Annotated in this window: 24 protein-coding genes; 7 read left to right on the forward strand and 17 right to left on the reverse strand. The window is 65.0% G+C overall.

What is annotated here, in order from left to right; translation table 11 throughout:
• Positions 1-13: 13 nt before the first annotated feature.
• Complete coding sequence (locus E5X34_RS19015) at positions 14-457, forward strand: hypothetical protein (RefSeq protein ID WP_042645592.1); 444 nt, start codon at positions 14-16, stop codon at positions 455-457.
• A gap of 126 nt (positions 458-583) precedes the next feature.
• Here E5X34_RS19015 and E5X34_RS19020 read toward each other — a convergent pair whose 3' ends face one another.
• The 7 genes from E5X34_RS19020 to exbB form a co-directional block, all read right to left on the reverse strand.
• Positions 584-919 (reverse strand): hypothetical protein, encoded by a 336-nt coding sequence (locus E5X34_RS19020; protein WP_292567799.1) that lies wholly within the window; start codon positions 917-919, stop codon positions 584-586.
• Between the two features lie 211 nt (positions 920-1,130).
• Entirely contained in the window at positions 1,131-4,229 is a 3,099-nt protein-coding gene (locus tag E5X34_RS19025; protein ID WP_292567801.1) for an AsmA family protein, read from the reverse strand.
• A 448-nt stretch (positions 4,230-4,677) separates the two neighbouring features.
• On the reverse strand, positions 4,678-5,172 hold the full coding sequence (locus E5X34_RS19030; RefSeq protein ID WP_292567803.1) for a hypothetical protein: 495 nt from the start codon (positions 5,170-5,172) through the stop codon (positions 4,678-4,680).
• A 238-nt stretch (positions 5,173-5,410) separates the two neighbouring features.
• Positions 5,411-6,805 (reverse strand): multicopper oxidase family protein, encoded by a 1,395-nt coding sequence (locus tag E5X34_RS19035; RefSeq protein WP_292567805.1) that lies wholly within the window; start codon positions 6,803-6,805, stop codon positions 5,411-5,413.
• A gap of 100 nt (positions 6,806-6,905) precedes the next feature.
• Positions 6,906-7,895 (reverse strand): energy transducer TonB, encoded by a 990-nt coding sequence (locus E5X34_RS19040; protein WP_292567807.1) that lies wholly within the window; start codon positions 7,893-7,895, stop codon positions 6,906-6,908.
• Complete coding sequence (gene exbD / locus E5X34_RS19045; protein ID WP_292567809.1) at positions 7,892-8,395, reverse strand: TonB system transport protein ExbD; 504 nt, start codon at positions 8,393-8,395, stop codon at positions 7,892-7,894. Before exbD ends, E5X34_RS19040 begins: the two co-directional genes overlap by 4 nt.
• A 5-nt stretch (positions 8,396-8,400) precedes the next feature.
• A complete protein-coding gene (exbB, locus tag E5X34_RS19050) occupies positions 8,401-9,345 on the reverse strand; it encodes a tonB-system energizer ExbB (RefSeq protein WP_292567811.1) in 945 nt (314 codons plus the stop codon).
• Positions 9,346-9,604: 259 nt separating this feature from the next.
• Between exbB and E5X34_RS19055 the strand changes: the two genes are divergently transcribed.
• The 3 genes from E5X34_RS19055 (at position 9,605) to E5X34_RS19065 (ending at position 11,646) form a co-directional block, all read left to right on the forward strand.
• A complete protein-coding gene (locus E5X34_RS19055) occupies positions 9,605-10,279 on the forward strand; it encodes an isochorismatase family cysteine hydrolase (RefSeq protein ID WP_292567813.1) in 675 nt (224 codons plus the stop codon).
• Between the two features lie 129 nt (positions 10,280-10,408).
• The gene (locus E5X34_RS19060) at positions 10,409-10,735 is read left to right on the forward strand and encodes an antibiotic biosynthesis monooxygenase (RefSeq protein ID WP_292567815.1); all 327 of its coding nucleotides are present in this window, start codon (positions 10,409-10,411) and stop codon (positions 10,733-10,735) included.
• A complete protein-coding gene (locus E5X34_RS19065; RefSeq protein ID WP_292567817.1) occupies positions 10,732-11,646 on the forward strand; it encodes a sigma-70 family RNA polymerase sigma factor in 915 nt (304 codons plus the stop codon). Before E5X34_RS19060 ends, E5X34_RS19065 begins: the two co-directional genes overlap by 4 nt.
• 1 nt (position 11,647) lies before the next feature.
• Here the strand turns inward: E5X34_RS19065 and E5X34_RS19070 are convergent, their stop codons facing one another.
• Entirely contained in the window at positions 11,648-12,586 is a 939-nt protein-coding gene (locus E5X34_RS19070) for an LLM class flavin-dependent oxidoreductase (protein WP_292567819.1), read from the reverse strand.
• A gap of 158 nt (positions 12,587-12,744) precedes the next feature.
• Complete coding sequence (locus tag E5X34_RS19075) at positions 12,745-12,900, reverse strand: hypothetical protein (RefSeq protein ID WP_095816548.1); 156 nt, start codon at positions 12,898-12,900, stop codon at positions 12,745-12,747.
• A gap of 278 nt (positions 12,901-13,178) precedes the next feature.
• Here E5X34_RS19075 and E5X34_RS19080 point away from each other — a divergent pair, with 278 nt between their 5' ends.
• Positions 13,179-13,946 (forward strand): SDR family oxidoreductase, encoded by a 768-nt coding sequence (locus E5X34_RS19080; RefSeq protein ID WP_292567821.1) that lies wholly within the window; start codon positions 13,179-13,181, stop codon positions 13,944-13,946.
• A gap of 207 nt (positions 13,947-14,153) precedes the next feature.
• On the opposite strand, the gene E5X34_RS19085 is transcribed toward E5X34_RS19080, so the two are convergent.
• The 7 genes from E5X34_RS19085 to E5X34_RS19115 form a co-directional block, all read right to left on the reverse strand.
• Complete coding sequence (locus tag E5X34_RS19085) at positions 14,154-15,098, reverse strand: ABC transporter permease (protein WP_292567823.1); 945 nt, start codon at positions 15,096-15,098, stop codon at positions 14,154-14,156.
• Positions 15,095-16,150, reverse strand: coding sequence for an ABC transporter permease (locus tag E5X34_RS19090; RefSeq protein WP_292567825.1), 1,056 nt, complete (start codon positions 16,148-16,150; stop codon positions 15,095-15,097). The genes E5X34_RS19085 and E5X34_RS19090 overlap by 4 nt, the downstream gene beginning before the upstream one ends.
• The gene (locus E5X34_RS19095) at positions 16,150-17,670 is read right to left on the reverse strand and encodes an ABC transporter ATP-binding protein (RefSeq protein WP_292567827.1); all 1,521 of its coding nucleotides are present in this window, start codon (positions 17,668-17,670) and stop codon (positions 16,150-16,152) included. The genes E5X34_RS19090 and E5X34_RS19095 overlap by 1 nt, the downstream gene beginning before the upstream one ends.
• Positions 17,671-17,842: 172 nt before the next feature.
• Positions 17,843-18,868 (reverse strand): BMP family protein, encoded by a 1,026-nt coding sequence (locus tag E5X34_RS19100; RefSeq protein WP_292567829.1) that lies wholly within the window; start codon positions 18,866-18,868, stop codon positions 17,843-17,845.
• A gap of 330 nt (positions 18,869-19,198) precedes the next feature.
• Positions 19,199-21,271 carry a 3-hydroxyacyl-CoA dehydrogenase NAD-binding domain-containing protein gene (locus tag E5X34_RS19105; RefSeq protein ID WP_292567831.1) on the reverse strand — a complete coding sequence of 691 codons (2,073 nt, stop codon included), beginning with the start codon at positions 21,269-21,271 and terminating at the stop codon, positions 19,199-19,201.
• 99 nt (positions 21,272-21,370) lie between these two features.
• Positions 21,371-21,961, reverse strand: a complete 591-nt coding sequence (locus E5X34_RS19110) for a hypothetical protein (RefSeq protein ID WP_292567833.1) — start codon at positions 21,959-21,961, stop codon at positions 21,371-21,373.
• 45 nt (positions 21,962-22,006) lie between these two features.
• Positions 22,007-22,624, reverse strand: a complete 618-nt coding sequence (locus tag E5X34_RS19115) for a TetR/AcrR family transcriptional regulator (protein ID WP_292567835.1) — start codon at positions 22,622-22,624, stop codon at positions 22,007-22,009.
• Between the two features lie 78 nt (positions 22,625-22,702).
• On the opposite strand from E5X34_RS19115, the gene E5X34_RS19120 reads away from it, so the two are divergent.
• Both E5X34_RS19120 and E5X34_RS19125 read left to right on the forward strand, forming a co-directional pair.
• Positions 22,703-23,986, forward strand: a complete 1,284-nt coding sequence (locus E5X34_RS19120; protein WP_292567837.1) for an MFS transporter — start codon at positions 22,703-22,705, stop codon at positions 23,984-23,986.
• Positions 23,987-24,120: 134 nt separating this feature from the next.
• Positions 24,121-25,695 carry an alkaline phosphatase gene (locus E5X34_RS19125; protein WP_292567839.1) on the forward strand — a complete coding sequence of 525 codons (1,575 nt, stop codon included), beginning with the start codon at positions 24,121-24,123 and terminating at the stop codon, positions 25,693-25,695.
• Between the two features lie 218 nt (positions 25,696-25,913).
• On the opposite strand, the gene E5X34_RS19130 is transcribed toward E5X34_RS19125, so the two are convergent.
• Positions 25,914-26,183 (reverse strand): hypothetical protein, encoded by a 270-nt coding sequence (locus E5X34_RS19130; protein ID WP_292567842.1) that lies wholly within the window; start codon positions 26,181-26,183, stop codon positions 25,914-25,916.
• Between the last annotated feature and the right edge of the window lie 174 nt (positions 26,184-26,357).

A 26,357-nucleotide genomic window follows, 5' to 3' on the forward strand; every position in this document is an offset into this window, starting at 1 on the left:
GAGGAGTTCCGTCATGCAGATTTCATCCAGGTTCCGTTCCGTCGCGGTCGCGGCAATCGCCGCCGCGGGCGTGAGCATTGCCAGCGCCGCGCATGCCGACAGCGGCACGATCCGTTTCTCCGTCTACAAGGCGGCCTTCTTCATCGGCGGCTCCGGCGGCGAGGGCACGCTGACCTTCCATGGCAAACGTTATCCGATCTCGGTCGGCGGCGTCTCGGGCGGCCTCGCCTTCGGCGCGTCCAAGACCTATTTCCAGGGCAGGGTGCGCCATATCAGGCGCGCAAGCGACGTGACAGGAGTTTATGGAGCTGCCGGCGGCGGCGGCGCGGTCGGCAAAGGCGCCCAGGTGATCGTCATGACCAATGACAAGGGCGCCCAGCTCGAGCTCACCGGCAGGCAGGTCGGCCTGCAGGTCAACGCCGACCTCAGCGGCATCAGCATCGCGCTGAAGCGGTAGACGGCGCAGATCCCCGCTCTTCATGGATAGGCCGGCAATGGCGCCGCCTGGCGCCGAATGCCGGCCATTGGAGGCAAGAGGCACGCAAGCAGGCCGTTTGACACCCGAAGGGCCGGCCTCGGGCCCTCAATCGTCCCAATCATCCCAGTTGTCTTCGTCCCGCGGCGGGTAGTTTGGAACGACACGGATAATCGGCCTAGGACGCTGATAGCGCCAGTCATACTCGTCCGGCGGCTGCGGCTCGTAGGTGCGATAAGCGGGCTGGTAATAGTGTTTCCGCTTCCAGTATTGGTGCCTTTTGTGCGGCCGAACGCAGTAGCCGTCATCGGTCAGATAAGCGCATGTGACATGCGCCTCCCGCACCAGGCTATTTCCAGCCGGCCGGCCGATGATCGGCGCCGCCTCCACCGCCGGCATCACCGCCAGCATGGTCCCGGCAAGGGCAAGAATGGGTAATTTCATCGGCCTCTCCAACCTCTCCAGATCAAGGCCGGAACAACGTCCTGATTGGGGGCGATTTGCGGCGGCCGAGATCACTTTGATTTTCGGTCGCACATATGAGCGTTAGATGATGTACCGCGCCGGGACGCTCGAAGCCTGCCTTCAACCTTGAGGTCGAGAGCGACCGGTGTCTTCCACGCCAATTCCGTGAACCGAGCGAAGTCCCGCAATGCTAATTCGCCAGTTGATCGAGAAGCGTGTCTATTTCGCCTTTCTTCGGAGCTTCCGGCGAAGCAGGGGCGGCTTGCGGGTCGGCTTGCTGGTCGACGGGGGCGGGTTCCACCGCAGGCGCGGCGGCCTCGGTTTCGGTCTCGCCACCCGCGTTCGAACTTGGCGGCGGCGCCGCGTTTTCCGTATTGCCGTTGTCTGGCGCCACGGCTGCTGCCGGAGCGTCCGGCGGGGCCTTGGGCCGGGGCGCGGCGTTGCGCAGAAGATCGCCGATCAGATCCGCCGCTCCCTTGCCGGACCCGTCGCCGTTCGATCCCGTTTGGCCCGGGATCAGCTTGTCGAGATTGAGTTTTCCGGTCGGCAGCCCAAGTCGGCTCAACATATCCAGCGCGCCCTGCGGGTCCTTGGCCAAGGCGCTCAGGTCCGGATAGGCCCGAGGCGCGGAGAGCGGGCCCTGGACCACGACCGGCACCCCGATGCCCTTCACGGCAATGTCGCCGCCCTGCCCGGCAAGCGAAGCGACGACGCGGGGGTTGAGCCGCATGTCGAGCGTCTGGTCGGCGAGGTCGATCGTGCCTGAGCCGTCCATCCGCAGCAGCGGTCCCAGCAGACTGATGTCCGTCGTCTGCGCGATGCCGTTCTCGATCGCGAATGAGGAGCCGAGCGCGGTGAAATTCGTCTTCTTGGCCTGATCCTGCTTGAAGCCGCCGGCGAGCAGCCCGACCAAATTGTTGTAGACCTCCGCTATGTCGATGCCGCGGAAGGCGCCGTCGCTGAATTTTGCCGCCGCCTTGCCGCCGAGCGAGCGGGCAAGCGACTTGGTGGTCTTTCCCGCGCCTGAAACCGCGACCGTCGCCTCAAGCGTGCCTTCGATGCGGTCGAAATCAGCCGCATCACGCAGCAAGGGCGCCGCGGCCGCGCCGGTGATTGCGGTGTCGAGGTCCAGGGAAGCGCCGTCGCCGGAACCGTCGGCTGTCATCTCCGCGGCGATCGTACCGCCATAGAAGGGGCTTTGCGGCACGTTCAGGTGAGCCTTCCCATCCGCCACCGTCAGGCTGGTCGCCACCGGCCCGGCGAAGACCTTGCCATAGCCGAGCTTGTCGGCCTGGATATCCACTTTGGCATCAAGTCCCTTGAGGAAGGAGAGATCGACCGGCGCGTCGGTTGCCGCGCCCGGTTTCTGCTTGCCGCCGGCCGCGGCTCCACCGCTGCCGGCGAGCGCTGCAAGGTCGAGTTTCGCGAAACTGAGCGACGTCCGGATCGTGAGAGGCTCCCCTAGTTTCACCGAGCCTTGCCCCGACGCCTTGACGCCGTTCAAAGCGATGGTGGCCTTCTGGAAGGAGAATTGCGTCGGGGCGGCATCGACATCGCCCTTGAAGGCAAAATCCTGCAGGTTGCGGGAAGCGCCTTGTCCCAGCCATTGCATCAGTCTGTCGACCGAGAGCGATGTGGCCGAGACCTGGCCCTTGAACGTGCCGCCACCCCCGACAGTGCCGCTTATGCTGCCTTCGAGATATTTGGAGGAGACCGAAAGGCTGATCGGGCCGGATGCATCGGCAACGGAGCCGCCGGCCAGAAAGGATGCGGGCGCGACCTGAGACTTGAACGCAACAGCCTGCCCCCGCCAGGCGAGCTTGCCTGTCACATCGACCGGCTTGCCGATGTCGCGAAGCTTCGCGTCAAGAGTGAGCCCGGTGATGTCGTTGGCGGTCCGGTCCTGGGCATCGGCAAGCGCCGCAAGCGGAAGCTTGCCTTCGCGTATCCCGACCGTTCCCTGCAGATTGAGGCTGCTGTGGATGCGTTGCGCGGCAAGCCCACGAAAAGCGAATCCCATATCGGCCGTAAGCTTGCCGGACAGCGGCACGGCTTGTCCGGCCAGCTTCGCTATCGAGCCGATGTCCAGCCCCGAGCTCGCAATATTGCCCCGTATGGTCGGAGGCGTTTCAGCGACATTCGTCGAGGCGTTCGCCGTGAGGTTTCCCGCGTCGAGGCCGAAATGCTCCAGCTTTGCCTCGAGATGCCCGTCGCGCAATGTTGCGGCGAGTTGGACATCGGAAGCCCGTATGTTGCCGCTGAGCAACTCATCGATTGTCACGCTGATGTCGGCGTCGAAAGCGGCCAGCATGGCAAGGTCAGGCTCTCCGGAGCCAGCAGCAGTTTTGCTCGCGCTGGAACCGCCGTTTCCGAGATCGCTCAGCGCGTCGATATCGACGCGCTTGGCCGCCAGATCGGCGAAGAAGCGATGCCGCGGCCCGGGCTGAAAGAGCGCGTCCATCTGGAAGCTCTGGTCGCCGACCTCGAACTTCCCGCCCTTGATCTGATAGCTGCCATTGCCGTTGAGCTGGATCTCGCCGCTCGCCTGCAAGGAATCGAACTTGGCAACGGGTGCCGGATCGAGCCGCGCCTCGATGGCGATTTGGGCGGGCAGTCGTTTCAGGATCGGCCTCAAGGCGGAAAGGCTCCCGCTCATGTCGACGCGACGGCCGTTGCTGGTGCCGGCCAATGAAAACGAGACCTCCCGGTCGAGGTCCGGAACCCTCAGGTCGGCGTCGATTGCCGTCACCTTGGCGGCATTGCGGGGCGATGCGCCTGAGGTAAGGGTGCCGTTCGTAATGGTCAGTTGGTTGATCGCCAGCCGCTCGAGCGTATCGACAATCGCCGCGAACGGATCGGCCTGAACATCCTTCTGTTCCGGGTCCGGTTCCGCGCTCGCGGAGGCCTTGAGCGCGATTGCCGGATCCGCCAGCGCGACGGATTGTATCTCGAGCTTTTTCGACCATAGCGAGGAAAGCGTTACCGACGTTGAGAAACGCGGAGCGGATATCGCGATGTCGCCAGCGCCGGTCGAGAGCGAGATATCATCCGCGACCACCGCCAGCCTGGGCAGCAGCGACAGCCTGACAGGCCCGTCCAGCCGAATGGTCATTCCGGTCGCGGACGACAATTGCCGGCCTAGTTCAGCACGAACCCAGTCGGTCGAAACCAGCGCGGGCAGAAGGAAAAGCAGCCCGACGACAAGAACGACAGCTACGGTGAGTGCGGCGACGATTTTTCTCACATCGACCAGCCAAAAATGATCGGAAGAATCAGTATCGTCGAGCATACATGCTTCCGGCGCCCGACTGAATCCTGCCTAACCATGAGCCTCGTATCGGCCGAATTGCGGATTGTTCCACGATCTCGCTGACGATTTGCCGCGAGCCCAATCCTTTGCATGCGAATGTTTCCAGGCACATGACTTGGAAACGATCAGGCGTCCTCCAAGCCATCTCCGCGAAACAGACCAGGCGCATGGTCCGGCGCCCGCCACCGACATATCAGCCATTTCGATGGAGGAAGTGCCAATGTCAGTGCTCGGGATCCTGCTTCATTTCAGCCGCGCGGTTATCCAGGCTCACAACAATGCCAAGGTGAGAAACCTGATGGATGCTCCACCGCCCGAAACCCTCGGACACCGGGGCCGGCATGTTTCGCCTAACGCCTCCGAAAAGGAGCCCGGCGCCCCTGGAGAACGCTGACACAAGCGGAGTCTTGGACCGGCCTCGCTCCACTCACCTGGAGATTGCCGTCGCTTTGTGATTGCGTTGGCGCGCATAGGCGACACAGGCGTCCACCGTGCTGACGCAGAGCGCATCGACGCTGTTTGGCAGATTGTTGTCGCCGGCATAGGCCACCTCGGCGACATGGCCGCCGACCATGCGGATCTGCGTGTTGCAGTAGCCGCCGGGAGCGACATTGACTGACCCACCGACCGCGGGGATCGCGCCCACGGCCATGGTCGGCACCGCGATGCTGAGGTTGCCGCGCTGCACGGTGCGTTGATAGGTCCAGATCTGGCCGGATGATCCCACATCGGCGGCCGCGGTCGGAAAGCCGGCGCACATGCGAACATCGGCCTCGCTGAGACCGACCATCTCCTTGCGGGCGGCAGCCGTGGTGGGGTCGACCTTGGCGATGCTGGACGTATCGTCCGGGATGACGCAGGACGACAGGATGGAGATGCCTGCCGCGACAAGGGCAAGTTTTCGAATACGCAAGGATGTCATGCCGTCGGTCGGAGTTGCGTGACGCCCCAGCGCCCTCCTGCCTACCTAGGCACTCGGCCAAACGCGTCAACCCGAGATAGACGCGGAAATGCCGCGCGTCTGAGCGGTTCACCGTTTCACGGAAACGGCGAACCGCGTTATCTCTTTATTTTACGCTATTCCGGACGGAAGGCTACGGCGAAGACGCCGAGCTCAACCGCTCACACTTTTCCCGGAATTGCTCAGTGCGCCAATGCGCTCACACCACCCGAAAATAGCTTGTCATGCCTGTCTTCTGGTGCTCGATGATGTGGCAATGCAGCAGCCAGTCGCCGGGATTGTCGGCGACGAATCCCAGCTGCACCTTCTCGTCGGGCTGGATGAGGTAGGTGTCGGAGACGAGCGGCTGCACTGGCCTGGTCGAGGACGACAGGACCTTGAAGCTCATGCCATGCAAATGGATCGGGTGCGCGTGCGGCGTCAGGTTCTCCATGTCGATGATGTAGCTCTTGCCGAGCTTCAGCTCGGCGAGCGGCGCCGTCGGGTCGGGCGTGTCGCCTGGCCACGGCACCTTGTTGATCGCCCAGAAACTGTAACCGAGCGAGCCGCAGATGCTGTCGGCCGAAACGTTCTCCGCCGTGGCGCTCAGCGCCAGCGGAACGCGCCTGGCGCTGGAAAGGTCCACCTCCGCCACCGGATTGACTTCGAGCGGGCCGAGATCGCGCAGATCGTGCTTGAGCGATTTGCCGACGGAACGCAGCGTCGCCAGGATTTTCGGCTTGGTGCCCCGGACGTCGCGCAGGCTGACGATCGCGCCTTCCTCGTCGGGCATACGGATGGCAAGCTCCAGCCGCTGGCCGGGTCCGATCTGCAAGGCGTCCGGCGTAAAACGCTGCGGCACCGGGTTGCCGTCGAGCGCGATCACCGCAGCTTCGGCCCCGTCGACGCGGAAGGCGTAGATGCGGGTGACGTCGGTGATGGCGGCGCGCAGCCGCACCAGTCCGCCAGCCGGCGCATCGAATTGCGGCTGGTCGAGCCAATTGGCGGTGCGCACCGTGCCGAAGGTGCCGGCCTTTGCGGCGTCGCGTGGCCGGAACGCCTCGATGAACTGGCCATCGTCGCCGAGCCGCCAGTCGCGCAGGTTGATCACCATTTCGGCGTCGAAGGCGGGGTCCTTCGGGTTCTCGACCACGATCACGCCGGTCAGGCCGCGACCCATCTGGACCAGCGTGTTGCAATGCGGGTGGTACCAGAAGGTGCCGGCGTCGGGCGGGGTGAAGGCATAGTCGAAATGATCGCCCTGATAGACATAGGGCTGGATCAGGAACGGCACGCCGTCCATCTTGTTGGGAACGCGGATACCGTGCCAGTGGATGGTCGTCGGATCATCGATGCCGTTGATCAGGCGCGCGGCGAACGCCTCGCCCTTCCGCATCCTGACGACCGGTGGCGGGCCTGCCTCGCCATAAGTCAGAACATTCTTCGTCGGCGCGCCGTCCATCAGCCGCGCCTCGATGCTGGCGGTCTTGAGGATCAGCGGCTCGGGCGAGGGCGCGGCGAGTCCCGTCAATCTGCCGAAGGCTGCGGCACCGGTTCCGGCGAGACCGGCGACAGCTGCGGTTTTGAGAAGAGTGCGACGGGTCAGCATGGTCATAGGGCTTTCGGATGAAAAGGCTCTTGGCGCAAATCAACATAGAGCCGAACGCTTGGGGCACCTATCGCCGATAGCATGACATCCACGAAGGCGATCTCTTTTAATCCTGAACATAGAAATACAATGGCGCCGTTACGCTGGTGCCGGCCTTTTCGGGCGGGGGCGCGGGCACGGTCGCTCCTTGAAGGGCACCCAGCGCGGCCCGATCGAGATCCGGGTCGCCCGAGGAACGCGCCAGCCGGACGGAGCTCACCTTGCCGGAAGCGCCAACGACAAAAGTCACATTGACGGCACCTTCGACCCGTCTGGAACGTGCCGCGCTCGGATAGCGCGTATGTCGGCCCAACCACGATCTCAGTTGAGCATTCCACTTGGAACTGTCGCCGGACCGCGATGCTGCCCCGGTCGATTTGGGGGCAGCCGCCTTGCCCTGCGCCTTTGTATCGATGCTGGCTGTTATGGATGCTCTCCGGGGCGCCGTTTTTTCCTTCTTCGGCCGCTCCCTCGGTTTGTCGAACGGCTTCTTATCGACCTTCTTCTTCGCTTCGATCGGCCTGTCCGCCTTGACGTTCCTTTCGACTGGTCTCGGCTCCGGCAATGGGACGACGATGTCGGGATTGATCGCTTCGAAGGGGGCCGGCACGACCTCTTCCAGCGGCTGCTGCCCGCTCAGCGCCGCCATCTTGTGGTCCGCCGGCTCGGCTTGCTCGATCTCTTCCGCTTTCTCGGTCTCGACCGGCGGCTCCGCTACGGGCTCGGGTTCCTCCACCACCGGCTCGGGCGACGGGTCGGTCACGGGATGCGCCTCGACAGGCTTGTCCGTTGGCTCGACGATCGGGTCGGGTTGATCGGGTGTCAGCGTGTCCAGCATGGCGGCATCGTCGGCGCTGACAGGGGCGATAGGCAGCGGCGCCAACTCGACCGCCAGCGCGGGCAGCGAACCGCCGTCCTGGGCGTCGGCGAAGCTCAAGCGCTGCAGGCCATAGCCGGCCACGACATGCGCGGCCAGGATGATCGCGGCGGCGCTCGTCCACAGGCCGGCGTCACGCGGGCCGAAGCGCGGCTGGCGGGAAAGGGCGGCGGCCGTCATGGCGCCGGGCTTCCACCGGGTGGCGGAGCCGGGTTCGCGCCGGCCGCAGGAGTTCCTGGCGCAGCCTGTCCGCCGGCACTGCCCGTGGTTTCGACGCCGACCAGCGCGACCTTCAGATAGCCAGCGCTCCGCAGCAGGTTCATCACTTCCATCAGGTCGCCATAGCCGACCGTCTTGTCGGCGCGCAGGAAGATGCGCGTCTGCTTGTCGCCCTTGGTGCGGCTGTCGAGCATCCCGGCGAAGGCCGGACGCGGCACGCTGTCATTGCCGATCGCCAGGGTCAGATCGCTTTTCAGCGTCAGGAACAAAGGTGTCTCGGGCCGCGGCGCCGGCGTCGCCGTCGATCCGGGCAGATCGACATTGACGTCGACGGTGGCGAGCGGCGCCGCGACCATGAAGATGATCAGAAGCACCAGGATGACGTCGATGAACGGCGTGACGTTGATGTCGTGGCTTTCCTCGAGATCCTCGCCGGAAGTCTCGCGAATGCGCGCCGCCATCGTCGCTACTCCGCCGCCATCGCCGCAGCCGGCGGCACCGTGCGGAAATCGAGGTCGCGGCTGACCAGTCGCTCGACGCCGGCTGATGCGTCGGCGAGGATCTGTTTGTAGCCGGCTATCGAGCGGGCGAAGACGTTGTAGATGACGACCGCCGGGATGGCCGCGACAAGGCCCATCGCGGTCGCGAGCAGTGCTTCGGCGATGCCTGGCGCCACCACGGCGAGGTTGGTGGTCTGCGCCTGCGAGATGCCGATGAAGGCGTTCATGATGCCCCATACGGTGCCGAACAGGCCGACGAAGGGCGCCGTCGAGCCGATGGTGGCAAGCAGGCCGGTGCCACGCGACATGCGCCGCGCCGCCGCCGCCTCGATGCGCGAGAGCCTGGAAGCGACGCGTTCCTTCAGGCCGTCGCCGGAAACGTGGTCGAGCGCGCCTGCCGAAAGCGCGCGTTCCTCTTCCGCCGCCCGCACCAGAAGCGCGCCCGGACCGCCGTTATGGCCGAGTTCGCGGCGGGCCTGCATCAGCGTCGCGGCATTGCCGATCGCATCGGCGGCACGGCGGGCCCTCAGCTTGCCGCCGAAGACTTCCAGCGACTTGGCAAGCCAGATCGTCCAGGTGACGAGAGAGGCAAAGGCCAGACCGACCATGACCGCCTTCACGACGATGTCGGCATTCATGAACATGCCCCAGGGCGACAGGTCATGCGGCAGAACCAGCGAGATGGAAGGCTCCCCGCTCGTGGCGCCGTTCGGAGCCGGTTGGAGGCCCGGCTCGGCCGGCACGGCTTGAACCGGCGTTTGCGGTGGATTGGCGGCCGATCCGGCAGGCGCGGGGGCGGCCGCTGCCGGACCGGTCGCCGGCGGTGTTGCCGGCTGCTGCTGCGCCACGGCTATCCCAGCCGAAAAGATCACGGATGCGGCCAGCGCCGCGAACAGAACGCTCCGGGACAAATCTCGTCCTCGCTTTGTCATGGCACGAACCGGCAGGTCGTCTGCTGGCTGGTGCGAACCTCGGTCACGGCTTTGCGCCATGCGCCGCCGACTGAGTATGAAACATGACTTTGATAGTCAAGATTAAGATCGGAATCTAGGCCAACAAAGCTGGCGAAAGCCGCGTTCAATCGCTTCGGCGTGCATGCCGGCCGTCACCACAGGGGCTTCCGCCGCATGCGCGGCAGGCTATGCTCGATATCGAAGAAGGAGACCGCGGATGATCAAGGCGATACCGTTCGACTTTCCCTATGACGGCAGGCTGGAGCCGCAGCATGCGGCGCTGCTGGTCATCGACCTGCAGGAGGATTTCCTGTCGCCGACCGGCTATTTCGCCAGGAAAGGCTATGATCCGTCGCCGCTGCGAGCCATCCTGCCGGCGGTGAACCGGCTGATTGCCACCGCTCGCGCGGCAGGCGTCATCGTCATCCACACAAGGCAAGGCTACCGCGCCGACACGGCCGACATGACGCCTTATGAAAAATGGCGCCGCAAGCGGGCCGGCCTCGACGGCACCGATGTCCTGCTGCGCTCCGGCCCGGGTTTCCAGATCTGCGCCGATGTCGACGTGAAGCCGCAGGACATCATCATCGACAAGACCTGCAACAGCGCCTTCACCTACACGGATCTGGAGATGGTGCTGCGCGCGCGGGGGATAACGCATCTGCTTTTCACCGGCTGCACGACGGATGTGTGCGTGCACACCACATTGCGCGAGGCCTGCGACCGCAATTTCCAGTGCCTGACGACTTCGGACGCCTGCGCCAGCGGCGACCAGTATGCGCATGAAGCGGCGCTGCATATGGTCACGGTCGAGGACGGGATCTTCGGCGCGCTGGGGGACTCGGAGGCCGTCATTGTCGCGTTGCGGCAGCTCGCGGACGCGGCGCGCTGAAGGTTATTGGGGTTTCATCGAAATTTTTGCGGCCCACCATTCCGTTTCCGGTTCCGCCTTCGTCTTGAGGGTCGTAACAGGTGTGAGAGCCGCGACGGCCTCCGCCCTCAGGACAAACGGAGCCAAGCCATGTCGACCACAGTGACCCTGATCAACGTCTTCGCCGCCAAGCCGGGCAAGCAGCAGGAACTCGCCAAGATGCTCGCCGAGGGCACGCGGAACTTCTTCAGCAAGCAGCCGGGCTCGCTCTCGTCATCCGTGGTCGTCGGCGGCGACGGCAGCAAGGTCGCCAACATCTCGCAATGGCGTTCGGCGGAGGACATCGCTGCCTTTCGCAGCGATCCGCGTTTCGTCGATTACATGAAGAGCATCGTCGAGCTCGCCGCCGGCGAGAGCATGATGGGTCACACCATCTATTCCCATACGGGCGGCGTTGAACACCAGGAGGACGCGTGACCGGTTCGCAGGATCAGGCCGTTGCGGCGACCGAGCCCCGGCTTCGCGCCTTCGAGCGCGAGGCCGCTTCGCTGAGAGCCAGGCTGCACCGCTACGCGTCGCGCATGGTCGGATCGGTCATCGATGGCGAGGACATCGTCCAGGAGGCTTTGGCCAAAGGCTTCGTGGCGATCAGGAATGGCGACATGCCCGACAGGACCGAACCCTGGCTGTTTCGCATCGCACACAACGCGGCGCTCGATTTCCTGCGCAAGCGCGCCCGCTCACGGGGGCGCGAAAGCGAGGTCGAGCTCGACACGATCGCCGACGAGAATTCGGCGCTGGACGCGCGCATCGCCGCCGAGGCGAGCCTTGCCGAGCTGATGCAGCTGCCGCCGGCGCAACGGTGCGCGGTCGTGCTGAAGGATGTGCTCGGCCACAGCCTGGAGGAGATCGGCGACATCCTCGAAACATCCGACACGGCGATCAAGGGCGCGCTGCAGCGCGGGCGCGAAGGCTTGCGCAAGCTGGCGGCCGCGCCGCGCATGGCGCCGCCCCGTCAGGCGCTCGACCGGCAGGACATGCGCCGCTTGGGCGACTATGTGGCCGCCTTCAACGCCAAGGATTTCGATACGCTGCGTGGTCTTTTGGCCGAGGACGTCAAGCTGGAGCTGGTCAATCGCCTGCGCGCCGACGGCAAGGAATATGTCGGCAATTATTTCGGCCGCTACGCCGACGAAACGCATTGGCATTTCGCGACCGGACTTGTCGAAGGCCGGCCCGCCATCCTGGTCACCAGCCCGGAGCGCCCGGACGGACCGCCGCGCTACTTCATCCTCATCGATTGGAAGGACGGCCGGATCGCCGGCATCCGCGATTTCCTGTTCGCGGATTACGTGATGGACGGGCTGGAGTACTCCGGCACGCCGTGACTCAGCCTATACGGTGTTCCGCAAAGGGGGATGAGGCAAGCGCACCCGGTTGCGGAACCTCCGCCTCGCGGCGCGCCAGCGAATTCGCGAGCAGCGTGATCGTCTCGCGCCCAATGCGGGCGATCTCGCCCGGACGGTCGATGCCGCTGATCATGAATTCCTCGATGCCGAGCGCCGTATAGGGCAAAAGCGCCAGGGCAATCCGCGCCGGCGGCCCGGCGATCTCGACCGCCTTGTGATCCGGGGTTCCGCTCCAGCCGTCCGCGTGGATGCGGACCGGCAGCGTGAAGCGCAATCTGCCGGCGCGGCCGTGCTCGGCGGCGGCGCCGCGCGCACGCTCGATCAAATGCCGCACCTCGTCCGGCGAGCCGGCGGCCAGTTCGAAGACATCGGCATGCTTGCCGGCCACTTTCAGCGCGGTGCCCGATTGGCCGCCGAGCCGGATGACGAGATCGGCGCCATGCGGACCCTTGCGCGGCACGAAGCCGCCCCTGACGCTGTAGAAGGCGCCTTCATGGTCGAACGGCCTGTCGTTCGACCACAGGCGCTTCAGCAGCACCAGATATTCGTCGATGCGCTGCCAAACCACGCTATGGCCAACCGGTCGCGCCTCGGCATCACTGTCTTCCAGCGGCTCGCTCAGCATGCGAAGCGACAGGCGTCCGCCGCCTCTGCGGTCGAGCGCGGCAAGCTGCCTTGCCGCCACCGTCGGCTCGATCACGCCGGCCCAATGCGTCAACACCACCTCCAGCGAACCGGTGCGGTCGAGTGTTTGCGCGGCGATGTCCATATTGGTGAGCAGGCCGGCCGGATCGTCGACCACCAGCCTGCGGAAACCGGCATCCTCGATCAGCGACAGTTTGGTCGCCGTCTCGGCGAAATCATAGAAGAAGCCGCCATTGGCAGCCTTACCGGGAACATGCGTGAACTCGATCGGCATTGCCATCTCCTCCATCACGTCGGCTTGCCCCGCTCCAAAGCCTTTTGAACCAAATCCGAGGACGCAGGCGCGCGACAGCGCCCCGGCGCTCGGCCAGCTTTCCACTCCGGTTACGCAACTCAGATTGTTTTGACGGCGGGTCTCGGCCCGCCTTGAAATCAGGGGATCAACCCCAGCACCACCGCGCCGGTGAACACGAATGCAAGCGCGAAGACGAGATAGGCGAAGGTACCGCCATAGGCGGGCCTCCAGCTCTGGTCGGCGGTCAGCCTTTGGCCCTTGCGAGCGGTCTGAGCGTTCTGGATATAGGACATATCGGCCTCCGTCTCAGGCTTAATCTATAAAGTTAGTAGACTTTGTCGATTGCTATTTTTCGGCGATTTTTGGGAGAATGTTCTCAGAGAGGGCGCAATTCCGGTAATTCGTACTCCTGCAGAGTGGAAGATCCCGCGAGCAAGCGGAGCATGGGCTGCCCGACAAATGCCTGGAAACCACGGACTTTCAGCGGCAAAACGGCCTCCTTTGGGCGCTTGGCCATTCCCCGCGCGACGCGATAGCATCTAAAACACTCACGGAATTCAGGGAGACAAAAATGGGTGGAAGGCTGGCGGGCAAGGTCGCCATCGTTTCGGGCGGCGCGACGGGGATGGGCGGGGCGGCTTCGGAGCTGTTTGCCGCCGAAGGCGCCAAGGTGGCGATCATCGACCGCAATGGCGAGGCGGCCGGCAAGACCGCGGCGGCGATCCGGGCGCGGGGCCATGTGGCGGAGCATTTCGTGGCCGATGTTTCGGATGAGGCGCAGGTCGAGGCGGCGGTGAAGGCGGCGACGGATGAGCTCGGTCCGGTCACGGTGCTGTTCAACCATGCCGGCACGATCGTGATAAAGCCCTTCCTGGAGACGACGCTGCAGGAATGGGACTGGCTGCATGCCGTCAATGTCCGCTCGATGTTTTTGATGACGCGCGCGGTGCTGCCCGGCATGATCGCCGCAGGCGGCGGCTCGATCGTCTGCACTTCCTCAATCTCGGCGGTGGCGGCGACGCCGAACGAAGTGCTCTACGACACCACCAAGGGCGCCTGCCACATGTTCGCCCGCGCCGTCGCGGTCGAGTTCCGCGACCGCAACATCCGCTGCAACGCCGTCTGCCCCGGCTTCATCCGCACGCCGCACGGCCTGCGCGAGGTGGCGGATCTCGGCAAGCTCGGCGTCGATGTCTCCGATGCCGCCATGGCCGCGCAACAGGGCCGCATCGGCGAGCCGGAAGAGGTGGCGAAGGCGGCGCTGTTTTTGGCCAGCGACGAGTCCAGCTTCGTCAACGGCGCGCATCTGTTTGTCGATAACGCGTTCACGGCGATCTGAGGCTTTTCCTCGCCCCACGAAAGTGGGGAGAGGTAGCTCGGGGAAGCCGAAACGGAGAGGGGATGCCCTGCGTGAAGCCGGAACCGGCCGAGAATTTGGCGCAAACGCGTCGCCGAAGGAGCAACCATTCGACCGTTGGCGCAGCCCCCTCTCCGTCCGCTTCGCGGCCACCTCTCCCCCGCTTTGCGGGGGCGAGGAAATCCGTACCTACCGCTCCTCCCTTCGAAACGGCTTCAGCAGCGCCGAGGGTGCGACCGCGTTGCGCGACATGAAGGCCATGGCGACGATGGTGAAGATGAAGGGCAGCATCAGGAAGGCTTCGTAGGGGATGTGGCCAAGACCGCTCGCCTGCATCCTCAATTGCAGCGCGTCGACGAAGGCGAAGAGCAGCGCGGCACCCGCCGAGCGCCACGGGTCCCAGCGTCCGAACACGACCAGCGCGATCGCCACCCAGCCGCGGCCGGACACGACGCCGAAGGTGAAGGCATTGAACTGCGCCATGGTGAGGAAGGCGCCGGCAAGCCCCATCAGCGCGCCGCCGAGGATCACCGCCTGGAACCGGGTGGCCATCACGCTGACGCCGGCCGAATCCGCCGCGCGTGGGTTTTCGCCGACCATGCGCACCGACAGCCCCCAGGGCGTGCGGTAGAGCACGAAGGCGGCGAGCGGAACGGCGATGATCGCCATATAGACCAGCGTGAACTGGTTGAACACGGCCGGCCCCAGGATCGGTATGTCCGAGAGCAGCGGGATCGGCACGGGCTTGAAGCCGTCGATGCTGGGCGGCACCGATTGCTGGCCGAAGATCAGCCGGTAGAGGAAATAGGCGAGACCGGATGAGAACAAGGTCACGCCGATGCCGCAGACATGTTGGCTCAGCCCCAGCGCCACGGTGAACAGCGCATGCAACGCGCCCATGAGGGCGCCGACAAGCACCGCCACGAGCACGCCGAGCCACAGGCTGCCACTCAGGCTCGCGGCTGTGAAGCCGGCCATGGCCGAGAGCAACATGATGCCCTCGATGCCGAGATTGAGCACGCCGGCGCGTTCGGAAAACATTTCGCCGAGCGTCGCGAAAGCGAGCGGCGTGGCGATGCGGACGATGGCGGCGAGGAAGCCGACCTGGAAAATCTGCTCGAACACCGCGCTCATGTCTGCGCTCCCACGCGGCGGATGCGGTAGGCGGTGAAGAGCAGCGCCACCAGCATGGCAAGCAGCGCCGTGCCCTGGATGACGTCGCTGAGGAAGGCAGGCACGCCGGTTGCGCGCGACATGGCTTCGGCGCCGGTCATGACAGCGGCGAGGAAGATCGCCGCCGGCACCACGCCGAGCGGGTTGAGCCGGGCGAGCATGGCGACGACGATGCCGGAATAGCCATAGCCCGGCGAGATGTCGCTCATCACCTGGAAGTGCACGCCGCCGACCTCGCCGACGCCGGCCAGGCCCGCCAGCGCGCCCGAGAGCAGGGCTGTCGACAGCAGCACCCGCTGCACGTTGATGCCACCATAACGCGCCGCTTCCGGATTTTCGCCGGTGACGCGGATGCGGAAGCCGAGCGTGGTGCGGGCGATCAGGAACCAGCAAAGCGGTGCCGCGATCAGCGCCACGATGACGCCGAGATGGAGGCGGGTGCCCTCGATCAGCACCGGGAAGTTGGCGGAATCCTCGATCGGCGGCGAGATCGGATAGCCGGAAAAGGTGTCCTTCCACGGCCCTTCGATCAGCGCCATCAGCGCGTAATAGATGACCGAGTTGAGCAGCAGCGAGCTCACCACATCGTCGACCTTGAATTTGACGCGCAACGTCGCCGGCACCAGCGCGACGAGGGCGCCTGCAGTCGCTCCGGCCAGCGCCATCAGAAGCATGGCAAGGGTGCCCGGCATCGGGATCGCGCCGACGAAACAACTCGCCACCGCGCCGGCCAGCAGCTGGCCCTCGGCGCCGATGTTCCAGAATTTGGCGCGGAAGGCGATTGCCACGGCAAGACCGGTGAAGATCATCGGGGCGGCACGCACCAGGGTCTCGGTGATGGCGTAGCTGTCGCCGAGCGAGGCCGACAGCATCACGCCGTAGGCCTCGATCACGCCGGCGCCGGCGATGGCGATCAGGCCACTGCACAGAATGAGCGTCGCGGCGATGGCGATCAGCGGGAGCGCCAGATTGAACCAGGCGGGTGTCGACGTGCGGGCTTCGAGGCGAAACATCAGGCCGCCTCCTCGGTCTGCCCGGCGCCGGTCATCATCAGGCCGAGCCTCGCGACGGTGGCATCCGCGCTGGGAAGCGTGCCAGCGATGCGGCCCTCATACATCACCGCGATACGGTCCGAGAGCATCAGCAATTCCTCGAGATCCTCGCCGATGACGATGATGCCGCAGCCCCTGGCGCGCATCGCCAGGAATTTCTCATGGATGAAGCGGGCGGCGCCGATGTCGAGGCCGCGCGTCGGTTGCGAGACGATCAGCACCTTGGGATCGAAGGCGAGCTCGCGCGCCAAAAGCGCCTTCTGCAGGTTACCGCCGGACAGCGCGCCGGCGCGCACCATCGGGCCGGGGCAGCGTATGTCGTAGGCCTTGATCTGCGCTTCGGCGAAGGCGCGGATGGCCGCCGGATTGAGCAGCCCCTTGCGGCTGAAGGCCTCGGTGCCGATCCGCGGCAGAACCATGGAATCGGCTAGAGGCAGGTTGGTGACCAGTCCGGTGGTCATCCGGTCCTCGGGAATGCGTCCGAGGCCAAGCGCCTGCAGCTCGCGCGGAGAGAATTGCTTCACCGTTTTGCCGGCTATCGTCATCGCGCCGGCCCCTGGCGGCAGCATGCCGGAAATGACGTCGGCCAGCGCCCGCTGGCCGTTGCCGGAAACGCCGGCGATGCCGAGTATCTCGCCCGCCCGGACGGAAAGCGAGACGTCGCGCAGCGGTGTGCCGGCATGGCCGGCGGTGGAGATGCCGTCGAGCGTCAGCACGGCGGCGCCGGGCGTCGAAGCCTCCTTGACCGGCGGCACGATCTCATGGCCGCACATCAGTCTGGCCATCTCGGCCGAGGTGGTTTCTGCCGGATGGTCGACGCGGCCGGCGACCTTGCCGTGGCGCAGAACGACGCAGCGGTGGGTGAGCGCCCGGACCTCGTTCAGCTTGTGCGAGATGAAGATGATGCCGAGCCCCTGCGCCGCCATCGAGCGCAGGGCGGCGAACAGGCCATCGACCTCCGAGGGCGCCAGCACTGCCGTCGGCTCATCGAGGATCAAAAGCTTCGCGCCGCGAAACAGCGCCTTGATGATCTCCAGCCGCTGCTGCTCACCGACCGACAGCGCCGACACCGGCAGGTTCGGATCGAGGCTCAGCCCATACTGCCGGCTGATTTCGGTGAGCCGGGCGAGCCCGCGCGCGCGATCGATGCGGCCGGATTTGCCCGGAATGCCGATCAGCAGGTTTTCCAGCACCGTGAGGCGCGGCGCGAGGTGGAAATGCTGATGCACCATGCCGATGCCGGCGGCCAGCGCATCGGCGGAATTGTGGATGGCGACGGGCCGCCCTTCGACCAGGATCTCGCCGGCGTCCGGCGCGTAGGCGCCAAACAGCACATTCATCAGCGTCGTCTTGCCGGCGCCGTTCTCGCCGAGCAGGCCGAGGATTTCGCCGGGTGTGACGCTGAGGTCGACGGCCTCGTTCGCCTTGACGGCGCCGAAGCTCTTGGTGATGCCGCGCATTTCGATGAGTGGGGCGGACAAGGGTGCTCCTGCGCTGGTACCCCTCCCCCTTGAGGGGAGGGTGCCGAGCGAAGCGAGGCGGGAGGGGTCACCTCAACCGCCTCGACGTTGATAAAAGGGATGGAGCGCGTTGCGGGCGACCCCTCCCGGCCCTGCTGGCCATCCTCCCCTCAAGGGGAGGGGAACGCCGCCATCAATCCGAAACCGGCGTGTTCTCGTCGACGTCGACGCGGAAATTGCCTTCGAGGATCTCGGCCTTCTTCTTCTCGACCAGGTCCTTGACCTCGGCGGGCAGGGTCTTGTCGAACTTGTGGTAGGGCGCCAGATAGGAGCCGCCCTTGGCCATGCGCGAGAAGTCGCCATAGTCCTGCGCGGTGAAGACGCCGGCCTTGACCAGCTTGATCGCCTGCTCGACCGTCGGATACATGTCCCAGACCGGGCCGGTGATAACCGTATCGGGGCCGAGGCTCGACTGGTCGGACATGTTGGAGATGGCGTAGATCTTCTTCTCGACTGCCGCCTCGATGACGCCGAAGCGCTCCGCATAGATGACGTCGACGCCGGCATCGATCTGCGCCACGGCCGCTTCCTTGGCCTTGGGCGGATCGAAGAAGGAGCCGATGAAGGCGACCTTCTTCTTGATGTTCGGATTGACCTCCTTGGCGCCGGCGAAGAAGGCATTGACCAGCCGGTTCACTTCCGGAATGCCCATCGCCGCGACCGCGCCGACCGTGCCCGACTTCGACATCTTTCCGGCGATCATGCCGGAGAGATAGGCCGGCTCATGGATCCAGTTGTCGAAGACGCCGAAATTCGGCTCGGCCGGGCCGGCGCCGGAACCGAACAGCCAGGCGGTCTTGGGGAACTGCTTGGCGGTCTTTCGCGATTCACGCTCGGCGGCGAAGGCGTCGCCCAGCACCAGCTGGTAGCCGCCTTGCGCATATTCGCGCATGACGCGGCTGAAGTCGGCGGTCTGCACCTTTTCCGACCATTTGTATTCGATGCCCAGTTCCTTCTCGGCCTTCTGCAGCGCGACATGGATCTGGTTGTCCCACGGCTCCTCGATCGGCGTGGCGAAGATCGCCGCCACCTTCAGCTTCTTGTCCTTGGCCAAGGCCGCGCCGGGCAGCACGGTCGCCGCCAGGCCGAGCGCGCCAAGTTCCAGCAGGTTGCGCCGCGACATGCCGGCGCGTTGCGTTTTGCTACGGTCGTTTTCCATTGAAGTGCCCCTCTGTTCGACAGCCGTGTCGAGCCGGCCGTTCCAAAAATGTCAGACGCCGAGGACTATGGAACGGTGGTTGGGTTTTGTCCACATGGTCAAATTTGGTGTGTGGTCGCTGTGGAAGCTGGGAACGCTGGCGGGACAGCGCCCCCCTCTGGCCTGCCGGCCATCTCCCCCACAACAAGGGGGGAGATCAGCTGTCACGTCGGCTTTCGCCAATTACCGGCTTGGCAGGAAGAGCGAGGCGCCCAAGCTGCCAATCTCCCCCCTCGTGGGGGAGATGTCCGGCAGGACAGAGGGGGGCGCGAAGGAACGCGGTGTCTGCCCTTATCCGTTCGCTGCGCCTTCCCACGCCCCTATCTCGGCAAACCCTCTCAACGCCGGCGCCGGCTCGAAGATCGCCCGTCCGGTCCGCCGGTGCCAATACTCCAGCCGCTCGACGATCTTGCCCGCGCCCGCAAGCCCGGCCCAGAACATCGGCCCGCCCTTGCCAATTGGGAAGCCGTAGCCATTGACCCAGACGACATCGATGTCGGACGCCCGCGCGGCGATGCCCTCAGCGAGGATCTTCGCGCCTTCGTTGACCAGGGGATAGAGCGTGCGCTCGATGATTTCCTCTACGCCGATCTCACGCCGGGCGATTCCGAGTTCCGCCGCCTTAGCGCGGATCAGCGCCTCGACTTCCGGGTCGGCGATCGGCTCTCGCGCGCCGCTCTCATAGCGATACCACCCACGCCCGGTCTTCTGGCCGAAATGGCTCTGCTCGCACAGGGTGTCGGCAATCACCGCGGTCTGGCCGCGCGCCTTGCGGTTGCGCCAGCCGATGTCGAGGCCGGCGAGATCGCCCATCTGGAACGGCCCCATCGGCCAGCCGAAATCGGTGAACGCCTTGTCGACCTGGGCGGGGGTGGCACCTTCCAGCAGCAGCGCTTCGTTCTCCGTGCTGCGCGCGGACAGCATCCGGTTGCCGACGAAGCCGTGGCAGACGCCGACGACGACCGCCGCCTTGCCGATGCGCCGGGCGAGATCGGCGACCGTCGCCAGCACCTCGGGCGCGGTCTTTTCGGCGCGCACGATCTCCAGGAGCTTCATGACGTTAGCCGGCGAAAAGAAATGCATGCCGAGCACGTCTTGCGGCCGCGAGGTCGAGGCGGCGATTTCGTTCACGTCGAGATAGGAGGTGTTGGTGGCGAGGATCGCGCCGGGCCTGGCGATGGTATCGAGCTTACCGAACACCTCCTTCTTTACCGCCATGTCCTCGAACACGGCCTCGATAATCAGATCGCAATCGGCAAGGTCGGCATAGTCGATGCTGCCCTTGAACAGTTCGAGGCGCTTCTGCTTGGCCTCCTCCGTCAACGAACCGCGGCTAACGGAGACAGCATAGTTCTTCTCGATCGTCGCCAGCCCGCGCCGCAGCGCCTCATCGCTGGTCTCGAGCAAAGTCACCGGCAGGCCGCCATTGGCGAAGGCCATGGCGATGCCGCCGCCCATCGTGCCGGCGCCGATGATGCCGACGCGTCCGATTCGGCGCTTCTGCAGGTCCTTTCCGGGGATCTTCGCCGCCTCGCGCTCGGCGAAGAACAGATGCCGCTGCGCACGCGACTGGTCGCCGGAAACGAGTTTGAGGAAGAGCTGCCGCTCGGCGGCAAGCGCCTCGTCGAACGGCAAGGTGATGGCGTTGCGCACGGCTTCGGCGCAAGCAAGCGGCGCTTCGAGGCCGCGCGCCTTCCTGGCGAGGTCGGCGGCCTGGGCATCGAAGGTGGCGAGATCGGTCTCGGCGAGGCGGTCCTTGCGCTCACGCACCGGCACGAAGGGGCCGCCTCGGTCAGTCATTTCGTTGACGAAACGAACGGCCTCCGCCAGCAGATCGCCGTCGACGACCGCGTCGACAAGCCCCGCCGCCTTCGCCTCGCCGGCCGAAATCGGCGTTCCAGACACGATCGTGACGAGCGCTTTGGCAGCACCGACAAGGCGCGGCAGCCGCACCGTGCCGCCGCCGCCCGGCAAGAGACCGAGTTTTACTTCGGGCAGGCCGAGCTGGGCGACGCGATCGGCGATGCGGAAATGGCAGCCGAGCGCCAGTTCCAGCCCGCCGCCGAGCGCCGTGCCGTGAATGGCGGCAACTGTCGGCTTGGGAATCGTTTCAAGCAGGGCGATGATGGCGCGCAGTTCCGGCTGCTGGACCGGCTTGCCGAATTCGGTGATGTCGGCGCCGGCTATAAAAGTCCGTCCGGCGCAGGCGATCACGATGGCCTTGGCGGCAGGATCGTCGCGCAAAGCGGCGAGTGCCTCATAAAGCGGCTTGCGGACATGAAAGCTCAGCGCGTTGACCGGCGGATTGTCGATGGTGACCACCGCCACGCCGTTGTCATTCGCGACGCTGACAGAACTGGACAAGCGGAACCTCCCGAGACCGGCTGCAATCGCGCAACGGTTTACTAGGCACGTCGGCCAATGGGAACCCGATCCGGCCCTGGCCCAATCTTTGGCCGGCGGTCAGTTATCTACCCGGCCGAAAGGCGGCACGTCGCCGATCACTTCGCGCTTGTCCTTGCCGCAGACGAAGGTCTTGGCCTTTTCATCGGCCAGCTTGCGCGCCTGGTCGTTGGCCTGCGGGTTGCCGGTGGCCAAAACCAGGCCGACGGTGCAGCCCTGATGCTCTTCCGGTTGCGCGACCTTGGCGACGACCAGCACGTCGGTCGATTTCTTGTCGTCCTCGGGGTTGCTGACCGAGCGGCGATGGATGGCGGCGAAAGGGATTGCGATGTCGCCATTGGTCTCGATGCGCCATTCCACTTTCGGGCCTGAGCCGTTGAAGGCAGTGAAGCTCTCCCAGACCGCGGTCATGTCGTCGGACGGAAAGCCGTAATAGACGGATTCGCGCGCGTCGTCGTAGCCGATCAGCACCGGGTAGCCGCGATAGCCCGAGCAGACGAGGCTCGCCCAGTCGCCGTCGCCTTCCGCGGCCTGGGCATAGGTCACGCAGTCCTTCTTGGAGTCGAGGTCGGTGTAGGCGCTGGAGATGTCGCCGGCCTGGGTCGCCTGGCAGAAACCGGCAAGGGCAAGCGGGATCAGAAGGGCACGCATCGATGGCAACTCCGTTTCGAGTTGCCGGAAGCGTAACGCCGTCTCCTATTTCTTCAAGCTGGCTTCGATCAAGAGGTCGGCGTTGCGGGCAACCGACGCCGCCGGTCCGCCATGGCCGAAAAGCTGACCGCTGATATAGGCGCCTTCGATGAGGAGGAGCAGCCCGTCGCCCAGCGTATCGGAATCCGCCGCGCCCATCGCGGTGGCCATGGCGCGCAGGCGCCGGCGCAATTCCTGCTTGTTGTTCTCGCTGACGATGCGCGCGGGATGCCCGCGCTCGGGATATTCCACCGCGGCGTTGGTCATGCCGCAGCCGCGATAGTCCGGCTTCTGCGTGCGTTTGCCGACACGGGTCAGGAAGGCGATGATCTGGGCGCGCGGATTGCCCGGATGCGCGTCGACGGCTTCGTCGAATCGTTCCCAGAATTCGAGGTCGTATTTGCGCAGATAGGAGGCGGCGAGCTCATCCTTGGACGGGAAGCTGCGGTAGAGGCTCGGCTTGGTGACGCCGGCGCGCCTGACGATCTCGTCGACGCCGATCGCTCTGATGCCTTCGCGGTAGAACAGGTCGCGCGCCACATCGAGAATCTTGTCGGCGGCTTTCGGTGCCGGCGTGGAGCCGGCCGCGTTCAACGACCCTTCAATTTTATTGTCCGATGGCATGCAGACGACTCGCTTGACAATGTTACTGACCGGTACGTATGTATGGTGCCATCCCATTGCAACGTACCGGTCAGTAACATGATAGCCCAGTCCCGTCCGTTTGGCCAGCGCTACGCTTTCGTCGTCGTCGCCGTCATCTTTCTTTGTCTTTTGATCGCAGCGGGGCTTCGTTCAGCGCCGTCGGTCATGATGCTGCCGCTGGAAGAGAGCTTCGGCTGGCGGCGCGACATCGTCTCGGTGGCTGCCGCGATCGGCATCTTCCTCTATGGTCTGACCGGACCGTTCGCCGCGGCGTTGATGGAGCGGATCGGGCTGCGCCGCACGCTGCTTGCCGCGCTAGTGATCATGTCGGGTTCCACCGCGCTCAGCCTGCTGATGACCAAGCCGTGGCATCTGCTGATCACGTGGGGTGTGTTTTCTGGCATCGGTTCGGGCGCGGTCGCGACCGTGCTCGGCGCAACAATCGTCAACCGCTGGTTCAAGACCAATCGCGGCTTGGTGATGGGGCTGATGTCCGCCTCCAGCGCGACAGGCCTGCTGGTGTTCCTGCCGCTGCTCGCCTCGCTGGCCCAGTCGGGAGGCTGGAAGCCGGTCGCCATTGCCATCGCGATCGCCACCGCCGCTCTCGTGCCGCTGGTCTTCCTGCTGGTGCCCGAGCGTCCCGCCTCCATCGGCCAGGTGCGCTACGGCGCCGATGCCGACGATGTTCCGCCGGTGTCGCCGGCATCGCAGGGCAATTTCCTGGCGCACACGCTGAATACGCTGCGCCGGGCGGCCGGCACACGCGTGTTCTGGTATCTATTTGCCACCTTCTTCGTCTGCGGCTTCACCACCAACGGCCTCGTCGGCACGCATCTCATCGCGTTTTGCGGCGACATGGGCATCGGCGAGGTGCAGGCGGCCGGGCTCCTGTCGATGATGGGCATTTTCGACCTGATCGGCACTACTTTGTCCGGCTGGCTCACCGACCGTTTCGATCCGCGCAAGCTGCTCGGCGTCTATTACGCGGTGCGCGGCCTGTCGCTGATCTACCTGCCCTATTCCGGCTTCTCGGCAACCAGCCTGATCATCTTCGCCGTGCTCTACGGGCTCGACTGGATCGCCACCGTGCCGCCGACGCTCAGGCTCGCCAACGAAGCCTTTGGCGACCGTAGCGGGCCGATCGTCTTCGGCTGGATCGTCGCCGGCCACCAGGTGGGCGCCGCGGCGGCTGCAGCCTTCGGCGGCACGATGCGCGAGCTGCAGGGCAATTACGAACTGGCCTTCCTCATCGCCGGCATGACGGGCATCGCGGCGGCCTGTATTTCGCTGCTGATCAATACGACCAAGCCGGCTTTCGAGCCGGAGCCGCAGATGGTCTAAGCTGCCAATCTCCCCCACAAGGGGGGAGATCAGCAGTTCTGTCGACTGTTATCAAAACTTCATGGTTCCGAGACACGCCTGAAACATTGAGGCGAGAGCTTGGCGGTCCCGTTCAAAGCCATCCGGAGACAGCCATGGACAAGCTTTCCCTTACCCGCCGCGCTTTCGTCACCTCGGCCAGCGCCTTCGGCCTTGTCGGCGCCTCCGGTCTGGCGCTGCCCTACTACTCACGCGCCAACCAGCGGCCGGCCTTTACCCATGGCGTCCAGTCCGGCGATGTCGATGCGACCTCCGGCATGGTCTGGACCCGCACCGACCGTCCCGCGCGCGTGATGTACGAAGTCTCGACCACCGAAAGTTTTGCAAACGCCACAAGGCTTGCGCCGCTCGATACGTCGCCGGCCAGCGACTACACGGTGAAGCGGCTGCTCACCGATCTTGCCTCCGACCAGGACATCTTCTACCGCATGATCGCGGCCGACCTGTCCGACATCAACGCCGTATCCGAGCCGATTGTCGGCCGCTTCCGCACCGCGCCGTCGTCAAAGCGCGACGTGCGCTTCGCCTGGTCGGGCGACACCGCCGGCCAGGGCTGGGGCATCGACGAGACCGGCATGAAGACCTATTCGACTATCGCCAAGCACACGCCTGACTTCTTCCTGCATTCCGGCGACACGATCTATGCCGACGGCGCGCTGAAGGACGAGGTCGACCTGCCCGGCGGCGGCAAGTGGAAGAACGTCGTCATGCTCGACGGCAAGCGCAAGGTCGCCGAGACGCTGGACGAGTATCGCGACCAGTGGAAATACAACATGATGGACAAGCACGTGCTTGCCCTCTCGGCCATTTGCCCGACCTTCTACCAGTGGGACGACCACGAGGTGCTCAACAACTGGTCGGACTCGAAGGATCTCAGCAAGGACGACCGTTACAAGGAAAAGTCGATCCATGTGCTGGCGGCGCGCGCTGCCCGCGCCTTCCACGAGATGACCACCATCCGCTACGAGCCGTCGGAGCCGGGGCGCGTCTACCGCAAGATCTCGCATGGGCCTCTGCTCGACGTGTTCTTCCTCGACATGCGTGCCTATCGGGGCCCGAACGGCGCCAACCTGGATGAAACGTTGACGCCAAAGTCACGCATGATCGGCGAAGAGCAGTCCAAGTGGCTGAAGCGGGAACTGGCGAACTCCAAAGCGACGTGGAAGATCATCGCCGCCGACATGCCGCTCAGCCTGGTCGTGTGGGACGATGCGGCCAAGAAGGCCGGCTTCGAGGCCGTCAGCAACAACGACAACGGCAAGCCGAAGGGGCGCGAGCTCGAATTCGCCGATGTGCTGCGCTTCATCAAGACTGCCGGCATCACCAACACCGTCTGGCTCACCGCCGACGTGCACTACACCGCGGCGCATTACTACAACCCCGACAAGGCGAAATTCCAGGATTTCAATCCGTTCTGGGAATTCGTCTCCGGCCCGATCCATGCCGGCACGTTCGGCCCCAACGATCTCGACATGACCTTCGGGCCGGAGCTGAAGTTCATCAAGGCGCCGACCGCCGAGCAGGGCCAGAACCTGCCGCCGTCGGCAGGCCTGCAGTTCTTCGGGCTGGTCGATATCTCGGGTGCAACCGAGCAGCTCACGGTGCGACTGATGGATCGCGACGATGATGAGCTTTACAAGGTTACGTTGGATCCGGTGCGATCGGCTTGAAGTGAAAGCTGGAACCGTCGGCGGGACAGCGCCCCCCTCTGGCCTGCCGGCCATCTCCCCCACTTGAGGGAGATCAGCAGCTTCGGCGCCTCGCTCCTTCTGCAACGCCGGCGATTGGCGAAAGCAAGCGTGACAGCCAATTTCCCCCCAAGTGGGGGAGATGCCCGGTAGGGCAGAGGGGGGCGCGAAGGATCGCTACATTTGCCGTATCGGGAGCGTCAGTCCGGATAACAAGCCCGGGGAATGTTCGGCCAGACCGCCGTGTCGCAGTTGGCATCCTTCTGGCGCTGCTTGAAGGCGGCGCTGACCGGGCCGGTGACGATCGGGTCGACGCCGTCGGGGGCATCGGCGAACATCTGCTGCGCCGTTTGGGCATCAGGCGGCGAGATCGGATCGGCTTGCCTGAGCGCAGCCGCCGACTGCGCGGCGCCCGCCGCAACGAGCAGGCCAAGCGCCGCCCACGCGAAAACCGGACGCAATCTGGACATCTGATCGCTCATGAACATCGAACTGCCCGGCCCCTCAAAGGTTCCGCCTTGGTTAACAGAATCATTTCACACCAAGACGTTTAAGAATCAGTGACCATCATTTGGGGTCGGGCCTCCCCTTTCGCAATTGCGAAAAACCTTGTATGAGCCGCGCAACCGAAAAAGGCGGCGCTT

The sequence above is a fragment of the Mesorhizobium sp. genome (assembly GCF_004963255.1).
Taxonomy (GTDB): domain Bacteria; phylum Pseudomonadota; class Alphaproteobacteria; order Rhizobiales; family Rhizobiaceae; genus Mesorhizobium.